This window comes from Pseudomonas frederiksbergensis (genome assembly GCF_000802155.2).
Taxonomy (GTDB): Bacteria; Pseudomonadota; Gammaproteobacteria; order Pseudomonadales; family Pseudomonadaceae; genus Aquipseudomonas; species Aquipseudomonas frederiksbergensis_A.
Map to the genome: position 1 here is coordinate 19,622 of NZ_JQGJ02000018.1, position 13,574 is coordinate 33,195.

At 61.7% G+C, this 13,574-nt stretch carries 12 protein-coding genes; 2 read left to right on the forward strand and 10 right to left on the reverse strand.

The genetic code is table 11. From position 1 onward, the window contains the following. Positions 1-55 precede the first annotated feature (55 nt). Positions 56-949: a helix-turn-helix domain-containing protein gene (locus tag JZ00_RS23980; RefSeq protein WP_039593761.1), complete on the forward strand. Its 894-nt coding sequence runs from the start codon at positions 56-58 to the stop codon at positions 947-949. A gap of 7 nt (positions 950-956) precedes the next feature. Here JZ00_RS23980 and JZ00_RS31280 read toward each other — a convergent pair whose 3' ends face one another. The 6 genes from JZ00_RS31280 to arcD (JZ00_RS24005) all read right to left on the reverse strand — a co-directional run bounded on the left by JZ00_RS31280 (position 957) and on the right by arcD (JZ00_RS24005) (position 6,549). After that, on the reverse strand, positions 957-1,133 hold the full coding sequence (locus tag JZ00_RS31280; protein ID WP_196304748.1) for a hypothetical protein: 177 nt from the start codon (positions 1,131-1,133) through the stop codon (positions 957-959). Positions 1,134-1,331: 198 nt separating this feature from the next. Beyond that, positions 1,332-1,691, reverse strand: a complete 360-nt coding sequence (locus JZ00_RS23985) for a DUF5064 family protein (RefSeq protein ID WP_039593762.1) — start codon at positions 1,689-1,691, stop codon at positions 1,332-1,334. A 64-nt stretch (positions 1,692-1,755) separates the two neighbouring features. Then, entirely contained in the window at positions 1,756-2,685 is a 930-nt protein-coding gene (gene arcC / locus JZ00_RS23990; RefSeq protein WP_039593763.1) for a carbamate kinase, read from the reverse strand. 70 nt (positions 2,686-2,755) lie between these two features. Further along, on the reverse strand, positions 2,756-3,766 hold the full coding sequence (locus JZ00_RS23995) for an ornithine carbamoyltransferase (RefSeq protein WP_039593764.1): 1,011 nt from the start codon (positions 3,764-3,766) through the stop codon (positions 2,756-2,758). 67 nt (positions 3,767-3,833) lie between these two features. Next, positions 3,834-5,090 (reverse strand): arginine deiminase, encoded by a 1,257-nt coding sequence (arcA, locus tag JZ00_RS24000; RefSeq protein ID WP_039593765.1) that lies wholly within the window; start codon positions 5,088-5,090, stop codon positions 3,834-3,836. Positions 5,091-5,121: 31 nt separating this feature from the next. Next, the gene (arcD, locus tag JZ00_RS24005; protein ID WP_039593766.1) at positions 5,122-6,549 is read right to left on the reverse strand and encodes an arginine-ornithine antiporter; all 1,428 of its coding nucleotides are present in this window, start codon (positions 6,547-6,549) and stop codon (positions 5,122-5,124) included. A gap of 363 nt (positions 6,550-6,912) precedes the next feature. Between arcD (JZ00_RS24005) and arcD (JZ00_RS24010) the strand changes: the two genes are divergently transcribed. After that, on the forward strand, positions 6,913-8,340 hold the full coding sequence (arcD, locus tag JZ00_RS24010; protein WP_039593767.1) for an arginine-ornithine antiporter: 1,428 nt from the start codon (positions 6,913-6,915) through the stop codon (positions 8,338-8,340). A 3-nt stretch (positions 8,341-8,343) separates the two neighbouring features. Here the strand turns inward: arcD (JZ00_RS24010) and JZ00_RS24015 are convergent, their stop codons facing one another. From JZ00_RS24015 to JZ00_RS24030, 4 genes are all read right to left on the reverse strand, one after another. After that, complete coding sequence (locus tag JZ00_RS24015; RefSeq protein WP_039593768.1) at positions 8,344-9,690, reverse strand: CoA transferase; 1,347 nt, start codon at positions 9,688-9,690, stop codon at positions 8,344-8,346. A 34-nt stretch (positions 9,691-9,724) separates the two neighbouring features. Next, complete coding sequence (locus JZ00_RS24020; protein WP_039593769.1) at positions 9,725-10,165, reverse strand: YbaN family protein; 441 nt, start codon at positions 10,163-10,165, stop codon at positions 9,725-9,727. 35 nt (positions 10,166-10,200) lie between these two features. Beyond that, positions 10,201-10,791, reverse strand: a complete 591-nt coding sequence (locus JZ00_RS24025) for a biliverdin-producing heme oxygenase (protein WP_039593770.1) — start codon at positions 10,789-10,791, stop codon at positions 10,201-10,203. An 85-nt stretch (positions 10,792-10,876) separates the two neighbouring features. Beyond that, complete coding sequence (locus JZ00_RS24030; protein WP_039593771.1) at positions 10,877-13,465, reverse strand: TonB-dependent receptor; 2,589 nt, start codon at positions 13,463-13,465, stop codon at positions 10,877-10,879. Positions 13,466-13,574: the final 109 nt, after the last annotated feature.

A 13,574-nucleotide genomic window follows, 5' to 3' on the forward strand; every position in this document is an offset into this window, starting at 1 on the left:
GTACTTTCTGCCAATCGGTGCGATTACCGCCCGTAACCCGAGGCCGATCCTCGTTATGAAGAAAACTGAGCTGCCTTCGATCCCGGTGTTCAAGCTCTATGGCGAAAGCCAGGATTGGCCCACGCCGGACCTGCTGCACTGCGAAACCATTTCCAGCCGCAGTAGCGAGCACCAATGGGAAATCAAACCCCATCGGCATGCCGACCTGTGCCAGTTGCTGTTTGTCTTCAAGGGCGAGGCAGAGCTGGAGATTGAAGGCCAGCGCACCCGGCTTGACGAGCCGGCGGTGCAGATCCTGCCGCCGCTGTCGGTCCATGGTTTTCGGTTTTCCGAGGATGTGCAGGGCTATGTCGTGACCCTGGCGGCGCCGCTGGTCACGCACCTGCAAGGGCAGTTGGGCCATTCGGTCAACATCCTGGCCCAGGCCGAAGCCTACCCGGCAGGGGAAAATGCCGATTACCTCAACAGTTTGTTCAGTGCCTTGCAGGCCGAGTACGTCGGCCATCAACCGGCCCGGGAAATGCTCATGCATGCATTGGTCAGCGTGATCATGGTCTGGGTCAGTCGCCAAGTGATGAGCCGGCGCACCTCGACCCAGCGCCCGCAACGAGCCCGGGAATACCTCAACGGGTATATCCAGCTGGTGGAAGAAACCTATCGCCAGCACGTCAAGGTCGAAGACTTGGCCCATCGGCTGGGCATCTCGGTGTCCCACCTCAACGGCACCTGTCGCGAACTGGCGGGGCAACCGGCGTTGCAGATCATGCATGAGCGGCAGTTGCTGGAAGCCAAGCGGCTGCTGACGTATACCGGCATGACGATCTTCGAGATTTCCGAGATGCTCGGTTTTTCCGACCCGACCAACTTCACCCGGCTGTTTCGCCGGCGAGTCGGCATTTCGCCAAAGGCCTTCCGCGACCGGCTCAAGACCGATCAGCGGGACGACTGAGGCCGCTTCAGCGCAGAGCGTTCAGGGATGCGTTGTGCGGTATGCAGCGTTCGAAGTTGCAACTGGCGTAGTCTCGGGGCAACTGCCTGGCCTGCTCGACCCGATAAGCCGCGGTGCCATACAGCGCGAGCGTGGCGGTGCAGGTCAGGAAAATGGCGAGGCGTCTTCTTGTTTTGATGTTCATGGCGATGACCTCTGAACGAATACCCGGGGGTACTGTTTTCAGCATAGGTCAGCTATGGCGGGTTGCCACTGAGGTGGGTCTCGTATGTAGCTCGATATTCAGAACAATGATGGCGGCCAGGTGCAGGGATTGATTGTGGCGAGAAAGCAAGCTCCCTCGCCACAGATGCTTTTCATGACCGAAAGGGTGTGTCAGGGATTACTCCAAATGCTCAGGCTTCATCGGGTCTCCCGGCTTGACGTCCAGTTGCTGGCGCACGTCTTGGAACATCTCATCGTAGTACTTGTGCATCGAGCCAATGCTGGCGGCCTTGGGCAAACCGTATTGCTGGGCGATGCGGGTGGCATGGCGAGCAAAGTCGAAGGCTTGGTCCTTGGCCAGGAAAAACGTCTCGTCCACGTTCTTGTCTTCCACCGTGCCATGCAGGCGAAATGACATGCCCTTTCCCTCCTTGGGATCCTGTGCAATCTCGTAGTCGATGCACAGGTTATAGCTGAAGTCATCCTTGTTCAGCGCATGGCGCTCCATGTGCAGGTGTCCGGGTTGGAACGTGGCCATCAGCGTCTCTCCTTTGAATGCATGGAGAACGGCAGACACCGCGCCTGCCGTATAAGTTTTCCCGTTACCGATAAACAATTCCTGGCGTCGCCGTGCTGATACGCGTGCCCGCCGTGCCCTGGACGATAGCATCGATGTCTGAAAGCGACCCGATCACCGCGACCTTGCCGGTATTGCGGGCAAATTCGCAGGCGGCTTGCACCTTCGGCCCCATGGAGCCGGCGGCGAAACCGAGCCGTTCCAAGTCGTCGGGGTGGGCCTGGGCGATGGCTTTCTGGGTCGGCTTGCCGAAGTCGATGAACGCCGCGTTGACGTCGGTGGCGATGACCAGCAGATCGCTTTCCAGTTGTTCGGCCAGCAGCGCCGAGCACAGGTCCTTGTCGATCACCGCTTCCACGCCTTGCAAGTTGCCGTGGGCGTCATACATCGTCGGGATGCCGCCACCACCGGCGCAGATCACGATGCTGCCTTTTTCCAGCAGCCATTTGATCGGACGGATCTCGAAGATGCGCTTGGGCCTGGGGCTGGCGACCACGCGCCGGAACTTGTCGCCGTCCGGGGCGATGGCCCAGCCTTTTTCGGCGGCCAGTCTTTGCGCTTCTTCCTGGCTGTAGACCGGGCCGATGGGCTTGCTCGGGTTCTGGAACGCCGGGTCGTTGGCGTCCACTTCAACCTGGGTCAGCAGCGTGGCGAAGGGCACTTCGAAGTCCAGAAGGTTGCCCAGTTCCTGTTCGATGATGTAGCCGATCATGCCTTCGGTCTCGGCGCCGAGCACGTCCAGGGGGTACGGCGTGACCGAGGTGTAGGCCGCCGCCTGCAACGACAGCAGGCCGACCTGCGGACCGTTGCCGTGGGCAATGACGAGTTCATTGCCGGGGTGGATCTTGGCGATCTGTTCGGCGGCGGTGCGGATGTTGCTGCGTTGATTGTCTGCGGTCATGGGTTCACCCCGACGCAGGAGGGCGTTACCGCCCAAGGCAACGACGATACGCATGGTGTTGTCCTTTCAGGTTAGGTGTTGATCGTTCCCATGCGGAGCGTGGGAACGATCACGCTTCAAGCGTCTAGATATCCGCCAATGCCGCCACCAGGATCGCCTTGATGGTGTGCATGCGGTTTTCCGCCTGTTCGAAGGCGATGTTGGCCGGGGATTCGAACACCTCTTCGGTCACTTCCACGCCGTTGGCCAGGTTCGGGTAGCGCGCGGCGATGTCCTTGCCGACCTTGGTTTCGCTGTTATGGAACGCCGGCAGGCAGTGCATGAATTTCACCCGGGGGTTGCCCGAGGCCTTCATCATTTGCGCGTTGACCTGGTAGGGCAGCAATTGCTCGATGCGCTCGTCCCAGGCTTCCACCGGTTCGCCCATGGACACCCAGATATCGGTGTGGATGAAGTCCACGCCCTTGACGGCTTCCCGCGGGTCTTCGGTGATGGTGATCCGTGCACCGCTTTCGGCGGCGAAGGCCTGGCATTGGTCGATGAAATCCTGGTGCGGCCACAGCGCTTTCGGCGCGCCGATGCGCACGTCCATGCCGAGCTTGGCGCCGATCATCAGCAGCGAATTGCCCATGTTGTAACGCGCATCGCCCAGGTACGCGTAGCTGATGTCATGCAGCGGCTTGTCGCTGTGCTCGCGCATGGTCAGGGTGTCGGCAATCATTTGGGTGGGGTGGAATTCGGCGGTCAGGCCGTTGAACACCGGTACCCCGGCGTACTTGGCCAGCTCTTCGACGATCTCCTGTTCGAAGCCCCGGTATTCGATGGCGTCGAACATCCGCCCCAGGACCCGGGCGGTGTCCTTCATGCTTTCCTTGTGGCCGATCTGCGACGACACCGGGTCGATGTAGGTGACGTGCGCGCCCTGGTCATGGGCCGCGACTTCGAAGGCGCAGCGGGTGCGGGTCGAGGTCTTTTCGAAAATCAACGCGATGTTCTTGCCCTTGAGGTGCGGCTGCTCGGTGCCGGTGTACTTGGCACGCTTGAGGTCGCGGGACAGGTCCAGCAAAAAGTGCAGCTCGCGGTTGGTGTGATGCATCAAGCTCAGCAGGCTGCGGTTGCGCATGTTGAAAGCCATGGTGGATCTCCTTGGGTGTCGGTTATCCCCTGGGCCATTCTCGATAAAAACGGCCCAGGCTCGAAGGTCAGTAATCGATCGGGTCGCGGATGATCGGGCAGGTCATGCAATGGCCACCGCCCCGGCCCCGGCCCAGTTCGCTGGCGCTGATGGTGATGACTTCCACGCCGGCCTTGCGCAGCAGAGTATTGGTGTAGGTATTGCGGTCGTAGCCGATCACCACGCCTGGCTCCAGGGCGACCACGTTGTTGCCGTCGTCCCATTGCTCGCGTTCGGCGGCGAAGCTGTTGCCGCCGGTTTCCACTACCCGCAACGCTGGCAGCTTGAGGGCGGCGGCCACGGTGTCGATAAAACTGCCTTCCTCGCGGCGCACATCGATGCCACCGGGTTTGCTCTCGTCCGGACGCAGGGAAAACGCCACGATTTGGCTGACGACTTCCGGGAAAACCGTGACCAGGTCGCGGTCGCAGAAGCTGAACACGGTGTCCAGGTGCATGGCCGCGCGGGATTTCGGCAGGCCGGCGACAATCACGCGCTCCACGGCTTTGTGCTTGAACAGGTTCAGCGCCAACTGGCCGATGGCTTGGCGGGACGAGCGCTCGCCCATGCCGATCAACACCACGCCGTTACCGATCGGCATCACGTCGCCGCCTTCGAGCGTGGCATTGCCGTGATCGTGGTCCGGGTCGCCGTACCAGATCTGGAAATCGGCCTGGGTGAACTCGGGGTGGAATTTGTAGATGGCGCTGGCCAGCAGGGTTTCCTGGCGGCGCGCCGGCCAGTACATCGGGTTCAGCGTCACACCGCCATAGATCCAGCAGGTGGTGTCGCGGGTGAACTGGGTATTGGGCAGTGGCGGCAGGATGAAGCTGGAGTGCCCGAGGAAGTCGCGGAACATCTGGATAGTCTTGCCGCCGAAGCTGTCCGGCAGGTCATCGGCCGAGACGCCGCCGATCAGGAATTCAGCGATATGGCGCGGCTCCAGGCTGCGCAGCCAGGCGCCGACTTCATGCACCAGGCCCAGGCCCACCGAGTTGGCGGTGATCTTGCGCTGCAGGATCCAGTCCAGCGCTTCGGGGATGGCGACGATGTCAGTCAGCAGGTTGTGCATCTCCAGGACGTCGATCCCGCGTTCGCGCATCTTGGTGACGAAATCGAAATGGTCGCGCTTGGCCTGGTTGACCCAGATCACATCGTCGAACAGCAACTCGTCGCAGTTGTTCGGGGTCAGCCGCTGGTGGGCCAGGCCTGGGGAACAGACCATGACTTTGCGCAATTTTCCAGCTTCGGAGTGGACGCCGTACTTCACTTTTTCCGTGGTCATTACCGTAATCCTCCAGATAAATGCATCAGCGTTACAGGGTCAGGAAGCCATCGTAGAGGCCGTAAGCCGCCACCAGGGCTCCGATGATCACAGCAGCAAAAATCAATTTTTCGATCGAGGTGAAAACCGGTTTGCCCAACTCGCGCTTGGCCTTGGCGAACAGAATCACGCCGGGGGCATAGAGCAGGGCAGAGAGCAGCAGGTACTTGACGCCGCCGGCATAGATCAGCCAAACCGCATAGATCAGGGCGATGGCACCGATGAACAGGTCCTTGCGCCGCTCGGCCGCGAAGCCTTCGTAGGTCTCGCCGCGCACCGCCAGCAACACTGCGTAGGCCGCCGACCACAGGTAAGGCACCAGGATCATCGAGGTAGCGAGGTAGATCAGCGACAGGTAGGTACTGGCGGAAAACAGCGTGATGACCAGGAACAGCTGAACCATCGCATTGGTCAGCCACAGGGCGTTGGCCGGCACGTGGTTGGCGTTCTCGCGGCGCAGGAACTCGGGCATGGTGTGGTCCTTGGCGGCGGCGAACATGATTTCGGCGCATAGCAGCACCCAGGACAGCAGGGCGCCGAGCAGCGAAATGATCAGGCCGACGCTGATCAGCACCGCGCCCCAATGCCCGACGACATGCTCCAGCACGGCGGCCATGGACGGGTTCTGCAACTTCGCCAATTCAGGCTGGGTCATGATGCCCAGGGACAGCACATTGACCAGCACCAGGAACAACAGCACGGTGATGAAACCGATGACGGTGGCCTTGCCGACGTCGGTGCGTTTCTCGGCGCGGGCGGAAAAAATACTCGCGCCCTCGATGCCGATGAACACCCACACGGTGACCAGCATCATGTTGCGCACCTGGTTCATCACGCTGCCCAGGTCCGGATTTTTCAGGCCCCAGATGTCAGCGGTGAAAATCTCCAGCTTGAAGGCAAATACCGCGATCAGCACGAACAGCAGCAGCGGCACGACCTTGGCGACGGTGGTCACCAGGTTGATGAACGCGGCTTCCTTGATGCCACGCAGCACCAGGAAATGCACCGCCCACAGCAGCACCGAGGCGCCGATCACCGCGGCGACGGTATTGCCCTCACCAAAAATCGGGAAAAAGTAGCCCAGGGTGCTGAACAGCAACACGAAGTAACCGACGTTACCCAGCCAGGCGCTGATCCAGTAGCCCCAGGCCGATGAGAAGCCCATGTAGTCGCCGAACCCGGCCTTGGCGTAGGCATACACCCCGCCATCCAGATCGGGTTTGCGGTTGGCCAGGGTCTGGAATACGAACGCCAGGGTGAGCATGCCGACGGCGGTGATGGCCCAGCCGATCAACACCGCGCCGACATCGGCACTGGCGGCCATGTTTTGTGGCAGGGAGAAAATTCCCCCGCCGATCATCGAACCCACTACCAGCGCGACCAGCGCACCCAATCGAAGTTTTCCGGGGGTATCAGACATTTGCGAGACTCCAATGCAGGAGAAGAGAGTCAACAGACTAAGTCGATTTGAAAGTTGAATTGCTGATCTGGATCAGTGCATGACAACATTCCATTGTTAATGAACAACTTAAGGCGTCCATTGGCGTGTATAAATGCTTGAAAGGCCCATTCCAGAGGCTTTCGGTCAGGTCGTTGGACGATTGCTTTTTCGTAGGATATTCACGCTAGTTGATTTCCACCGAGTCGCAACTATTTTGTAGATGGCTGTCTTGCAACGCTATTGAGGGCCAATGGCTGATAAATAAGACAACGGACTTTGAAACGCGCGCGTTATTCAAAATGGCTATTGGGCTTTTATTTAATTATTAAATAGCGAGGGGAAATGTCGCCACCGATTGAAAAGTTGCCGCTGGGCGCATTGATCGCACTGGTGGTGGGGTCGATGATCGGTGGTGGAATTTTTTCCCTGCCGCAAAACGTCTCGGCTCGGGCCAATGTCGGTGCGGTGTTGATCGGCTGGGCCATCACCGCCGTCGGCATGCTCACCCTGGCGTTCGTATTCCAGACCCTGGCCAATCGCAAACCGGCGTTGGACTCGGGCGTGTATGCCTACGCCAAGGCAGGGTTCGGTGACTATATGGGTTTCTCATCCGCCTGGGGCTACTGGATCAGCGCCTGGATGGGCAATGTCGGTTACTTCGTGCTGCTGTTCAGCACCTTGGGCTATTTCTTCCCGGTGTTTGGCCAGGGCAACACGCCGGTGGCCATCGGCTGTGCATCGTTGCTGCTATGGGCCGTGCATTTCCTGGTGTTGCGGGGCATCAAGGAGGCGGCGCTCATCAACCTGGTGACCACCGTGGCCAAGGTTGTACCGCTGTTGATGTTCATCGTCCTGGCCGCCGTGGCCTTCAAGGCCGAGGTGTTCACCCGCGATATCTGGGGCGCGATGAGTCCGGAACTGGGCAGCGTGATGGACCAGGTGCGGCACATGATGCTGGTCACGGTGTTCGTGTTCATCGGTATCGAAGGCGCCAGCGTGTATTCGGCGCGGGCGCAGAAACGTGCGGACGTAGGGCGGGCGACGGTGATTGGTTTCCTTGGCGTACTGGCGTTGCTGGTGCTGGTGAATGTGTTGTCCCTGGGGGTCATGAGCCAGCCGGAACTGGCGCAATTGCAGAACCCGTCCCTGGCTGGCGTGTTCGAGCACATTGTCGGGCCTTGGGGCGCTTTGCTGATCAGCCTGGGCCTGGCGGTGTCCCTGCTGGGGGCGCTGCTGTCCTGGGCATTGTTGTGCGCCGAAATCCTCTACGCCACCGCCCGGGACAAGACCATGCCTGCATTCCTGACCAGGGAAAATGCCAACCATGCGCCGGTCAACGCGCTGTGGTTGACCAATGGCATGATCCAGCTGTTCTTGCTGATCACCCTGTTTTCCGCCGGTACCTACACCAGCCTGATCTACCTCGCTTCATCAATGATCCTCGTGCCATACCTGTGGTCGGCGGCCTATGCGGTGCTGCTGTGCGTGCGAGGGGAAACCTACGAACGGGCCTCGGCCCAGCGTATGAAAGACCTGTGCATCGGTGGCGTTGCGTTGTGCTACGCGGTGTGGCTGTTGTACGCCGGCGGGGTGAAATACCTGCTGCTGTCGGCGTTGTTGTACGCGCCGGGGGTGATCCTGTTTGCCCAGGCCAAGCGGGAACAGGAACAGCCCTTGTTCACCGCTGTGGAAAAAGGCGTTTTTACCTGCGTGGTGTTTGGGGCAGGCGTGGCTGCGTATGGGTTGTACAGTGGTTTTTTGGCGTTGTGAGGTTCACCACCGGGCCCGATGTGCCCCCAGTTCCGCCGCCGGCAAGGTCCATTGCAGCGGTGTCCCGGTGATTTTCACGGGCACCTGCAGCCGGTGGGCTGGTCCCCATGGCGTCTGTTCGATCACCAGGCCCTGATCATCTTCGGCCTCGGCTCGCAATGGGCTTGAGTCCCCTGCGCCACGCTCGACCAACAGCTTTGCCGTGCGCGCCAGCGACAAGCGTGCCGAGCCGCCGTGGCCGCTTTCGAGACGGCGGGACAGTAGCACCAAGGCGCTGGCCGCCAGCAAATAGCCGGTGCCATGGTCCAGCGCTTGTACCGGCAGCGGTGTCGGTTTGTCGGTGTGTTTCCAAGCCATGCCGGCTTCGGCAATGCCACTGCTCATTTGCACCAGGCTGTCGAAGCCGCGTCGGTTCTGCCACGGGCCGCTCCAGCCGTAGGCGTTGAGGCTGACGTCGATCAGGCCCGGGGCCAGTTTCCGGCACTGTTCGGCGCCGTAGCCCAGGCGCTCCAGGGCGTCGGCACGGTAGCCGTGCAGGAGAATGTCGGTGTCCTTGAGCAGGGCCTCGAACGTCGCGCGATCCTCGGCTCGATGCAGGTCGAGGCGGGCGCAGCGTTTGCCCAGGGTGACTTCCGGGACCACGCCGGGCTCGTTCCAGGTCGGCGGGTCGATGCGCAGCACGTCGGCACCGAGGCCGGCAAGGAAGCGGCTGGCGACGGGGCCGGCCAGTACGCGGGTCAGGTCCAGGACCTTGAGTCCCGCCAGTGGCTGGGTCACGGAGCCGAGCCAGGGTTTGTGCTGTTCTGCAATCGTTTCACTCAGATGCACCAGCGGCTCGGCGTTCACCGCCATGCCTTGAGGGTGGGTTTGCCAGGCCTGCCACGAACGCATTTGCGCGGCGCAACCGTCGGCGTCGACCACGGCCTGTTCCAGCTCGGCCTTGTTCCAGCGGGCCACCCTGGCCGCCATGTCGGCGCGGTCGGTGCAGGTGCCGAGGACTTTTTCCGCCGCCAGGCGATGATGCGGCGCGTTGGTGTGCAGGCGAATCCAGCCGTCGGCGCAGGCATAGTCGCCGGCCACCGGATCCCACATCGGCGGCACGTGCCAGCCGATGGGGCGTAGGGAGGTGGCGAACCAGAACGACGCCAGCCGTCGGTCGACTTCGACGGGTGGCAGGCGGCCGGTTTGCTGGTGGATGAGCGCTGCGGTGGCTTGGCCGGCTGCGGCGATGCTGGCACTGGCCAATTCCGTGACGGCGAATGCGGAGGGCAGGGCGCCTTCGCCGCTGAAAGTGATCGGGGTCGTGGGTAAGCCGAGCGCGGTTTGCACGGACGTGAGCAGATCTGACATCGAAAGCCCTCCAGTACGAGAGGGCGATCATAGTTCAAAAATCCGATGGGGGCCGCTTTGCGGCCCAGCGGGGGCAAGCTCCCTCGCCACGAGAGCCCTGTGCCTGTTCCGGGCGCGACCAGATCCACAGGTTGCCAAGGCCCATGCCGGCGAGCGCCAGGTAGACCGGCCAGCGGTGGTCGAGTATCACCAGCATCAACCCGGCACACAGCAGCATGCTGGCGGTGGCACCGACCTTGGCCCGGCGCGCGATGACCTTGCCGTTGTGCCAGTTGTGCAGCATCGGCCCGAACAGCCGATGGTTTTCCAGCCAGGCGCTCAGGCGTGGCGAACTGCGGGTCGCGGCCCAGGCGGCCAGGAGGATGAACTCGGTGGTCGGCAAGCCGGGCACGACGATGGCGACCAGGCCGATCGCCAGGCTGGCGTAGGCGAGCAGGGCGAAGAGCAGTTGGGTGAATTTCGCGGGGCGGTTCATCGGCGTTTTTCAGTCATGCACCATCCCTGTGGGAATCAGGCCAGTTCGGCCGCATAGGCCTGTTCCAGCAGTACGGTAAACCGGTTGAAGGCATCCAGCGCGCCTTTGTCCGCCTCGGCTTCCTGCTGTTCGGTGAAGGCCAGGCCATCCAGGGTGCGGGTGAAGATTTTCCAGCCTTCGGCACGCCCGCCGGCAGGTTCGGCCAGGTGTCGGGCGCCGAAGGTTTCGCTCAGGCCCAGGCCCACGGCACGCTTGATCAGGAACGCAGCGCCAAGCTTGGACCCCTCGGAAACGAACAGCCAGCCCAGGGCTTCGGCCTGGGTCGGATTGTTCACCGCACCGGCCACCGGCGCGGGAACTTCGGTGTCCAGGTCGGCGAGATCCGCCTTCGCTGCGTCGGCACGGCAGCGGGCTGGCAGGTCGGGAATCAAGGCGGACAGTTCGGCGTCGTTGTACAGCGCCACCAGTTCCGACTGGAACAGGTACTGGGCGACGACGAAGCGGGCGAAGCTGGTTGGGGTATCGAACGGGGCGTGGGCCTTGACCTGCGCGTCGAGCTTGCTGTGGGGCTCGTGGGTGATCTGGTTCAGGCGTTGGGAACGGGAAACGAGACGTTGGGTGGTCATGAAAAAATCCTTCGAGTTGGAACATCGTGGCAAGGGAGCTTGCTCCCTCGCCACAGGGCATTTGGCTTGTCGACAGAAATCCTGTTCAGATATCCCAGATCAGGTTCACCGCGAAGTTGCGCCCAGGCGCGGTCAGGCGATCGAGGTTGGCCGGGCTCAGCACCGCCGCTTCGCCGACGCTGTCGTAGCCGCGCACGTCGTCCCACAGCCAGTACTTCTTGTCGGTGAGGTTGTAGAGGCCGCCGCTGACGGTGACGTCGTCGGTGACCTTGTAGTACCCGCTCAGGTCGAGGATGCCGAAGCCCGGCGTCTTGAACTGGCTGCTGACGCCATCAGGGGAGTTGAAGTTGCTGTCGTCGACACGGTTTTTCTTCTTCACCAGGGTCCAACTGAGCAAGGTGCCGAACTGCGCCTGGTCGTAGCCCAGGCCGAACACGCCGGTCAGCGGATTGACGCTGTTGAGCGGTTCGCCGGTGTCGTCGTTGCGGCCATAGAGGTAGGCCAACGAGCCTTGGGTGTAGAGCCCCCGTGGCGCGCCCAGCACGTCCAGGTCCAGGCGCCCCTTGGCTTCGATGCCCTTGATGGTCGCGTGTTTGATGTTGTTGCTCTGGAAGGTCAACTGGTTTGACCCCGGGGTGATGGCGTCTTCGTTGATGAAGTCGCGGTACTTGTTGTAGAACACCGCCACGTCGAACGAGCCGGAGTCGAAACGGCCGCGCAGGCCGGTTTCGTAGCTCTTGCTTTTTTCCGGTTCCAGGTCGGGATTGGGTTCCACGCTGTAACCCGCGCCTGGGTTGTCGAAACGACCATACAAAGCCTTGGCCGTCGGTGTGCGGAAGCCCTCGGCGTATTGGCCGTACCACGTGTATTGGTCGGTCAGGGCATAAGTCAGGCCGAACTTGGGCGAGACGCGATGCCAGGTCTTGTTTTCATCGCTGACGTCACCGCCGGCGGTAGGGTCTACGGTGCTGAGGAATTCCTCGGTCAGGTGCGGCTTGAGCCGGGTGTAGTCGTAGCGCAGGCCGGGCGTGAAGGTCCATTTGTCCCAACTGATCTGGTCTTGGGCGAACAGGCTGTAGGTGCTGATGGTCGGGTCGGGAAAGTCGCTGGCTTTTGCCAGCACGTCCCGCGTGCTGATGGCGCCAACGGTGGGGCAGCCCACGCCAACCGCCAGGCACACGCCGTTGCCGCTGCGTGAGCCGGTGACTTTCTGTTGCTTGAGCGTGGTGCCATAGGCCAGCGCATGATCGGTGTCGGCAATGCTGAATGACTTGTCCAGCTGCGCGTCGAACACCCACTGCTTTTCTTCATATAGCGTTTCCCGTGTGCGCAGTACTCGACGAGTGATCGGGAAGTAGAACTCGGCGGTGCTCTGGTTGGTCTTGGCGATCTGGTGGTTCAGGCTCCACTTGATGTTGTCGGCCAGCAAGCTGTCGAGGGCGAAGCTGTGCTCTAGACCGAAACGTTCACGGGTGATGGTGTCGTTGCCGGTGCGCCACTGGTACATGCCGCCGGGCAGGATGGAGGCGGGAATGGCCGGTTGGCCGTTGGCGTAGGGACCGCCGTAGGCGCTTTTCAGGTCGGTGTCGCGATCATCCTTGTACTTCTCGTACACCAGGCTCAGGCGTGCGTCATCGCTGTAGTCCCAGCCGAGTTTGGCCAGCACGTTGTTGGCGCGCACGTCTTCCGGGTTGGCCGCGGTGCGGTCCAGGCCGATGCCATTGTTGCTGCCGTAGGATTCGGTTTCATGGCCGTCGCGCTGGCTGTAATGCAGCAGGCCGTCGAATGGCCCGTTGCGACCGGCGACCGTGGCGGACTTGAGCCAGCTCTCATCGGCGGAGCTGTAGCCAGTCTTCAGGCGTGCACCGACGTCCTGGCCGGGCTTGATGATGTCATCCGCATCGAGCGTGAAATAACTGACGACGCCACCAATGGCATTGCTGCCGTACAGCACCGAGGCCGGGCCACGGAGGATTTCCACGCGCTTGATGATTTCCGGGTCGACATAGTTGCGCTGGGTCTTGGCATAGGGGCCATTGAAGAAACCGCCGGGCACTTCCACCCCATCGATCTGGGTCAGTATCCGGTTGCCGTCGATGCCGCGGATGTTGTAGCCGCTGATGCCGCCGCGCTGGCCCGCGCCGCCCACCGAGACGCCAGGCTCGTAGCGCACCAGGTCCTTGATGGTGTTGACGTTATTGCGATCGAGTTCCTGGCGATCGTGGACGGAAACGGTGCTCGGTACGCGGGTGATGTCCTGTTCCTGGCGGGTGGCGCTGATGGTCACCTGTTGCAAATCCAGCACGTTGCCGGCGCTGCGTTTTTCCAGAACGATGTTGTTGCTGCTCAGTTTGCGGTAGCTCAAGTCGGTCCCCACCAACAGGCGCTCCAGGGCTTTTTCCGGCGACAGCGAGCCGTTCACACCCGGCGAGGCGATGCCTTCGGCCAGTTCAGCCGGCAAGCCTACCTGCCAGCCCGTGACGGCGGTGAATGCGTTGAGCGCGGAAACCAGGGGTTGTCGAGCGATGTTGAAGGTGTAGTCGCCCATGTTGTGGGCGGGCGGTTGCCCGGCGGCGAGGGCCGCCGGCACGGCACCGGCCATCAGGATGGCGGCGGTCAGCAATGACAGCGCGCAGGAAGGTGCGAGGAACCGGCAAGTAAGGCGAGAGGACATCGATAGCGCTCCGTGTCGCATCTGTTATAGGTGCAGATCGGCATCGTGAAGATGCGAATCAATTGCATTGGCTATAACGAGACGAACCAGCGAGGACTATCGAGTAAAA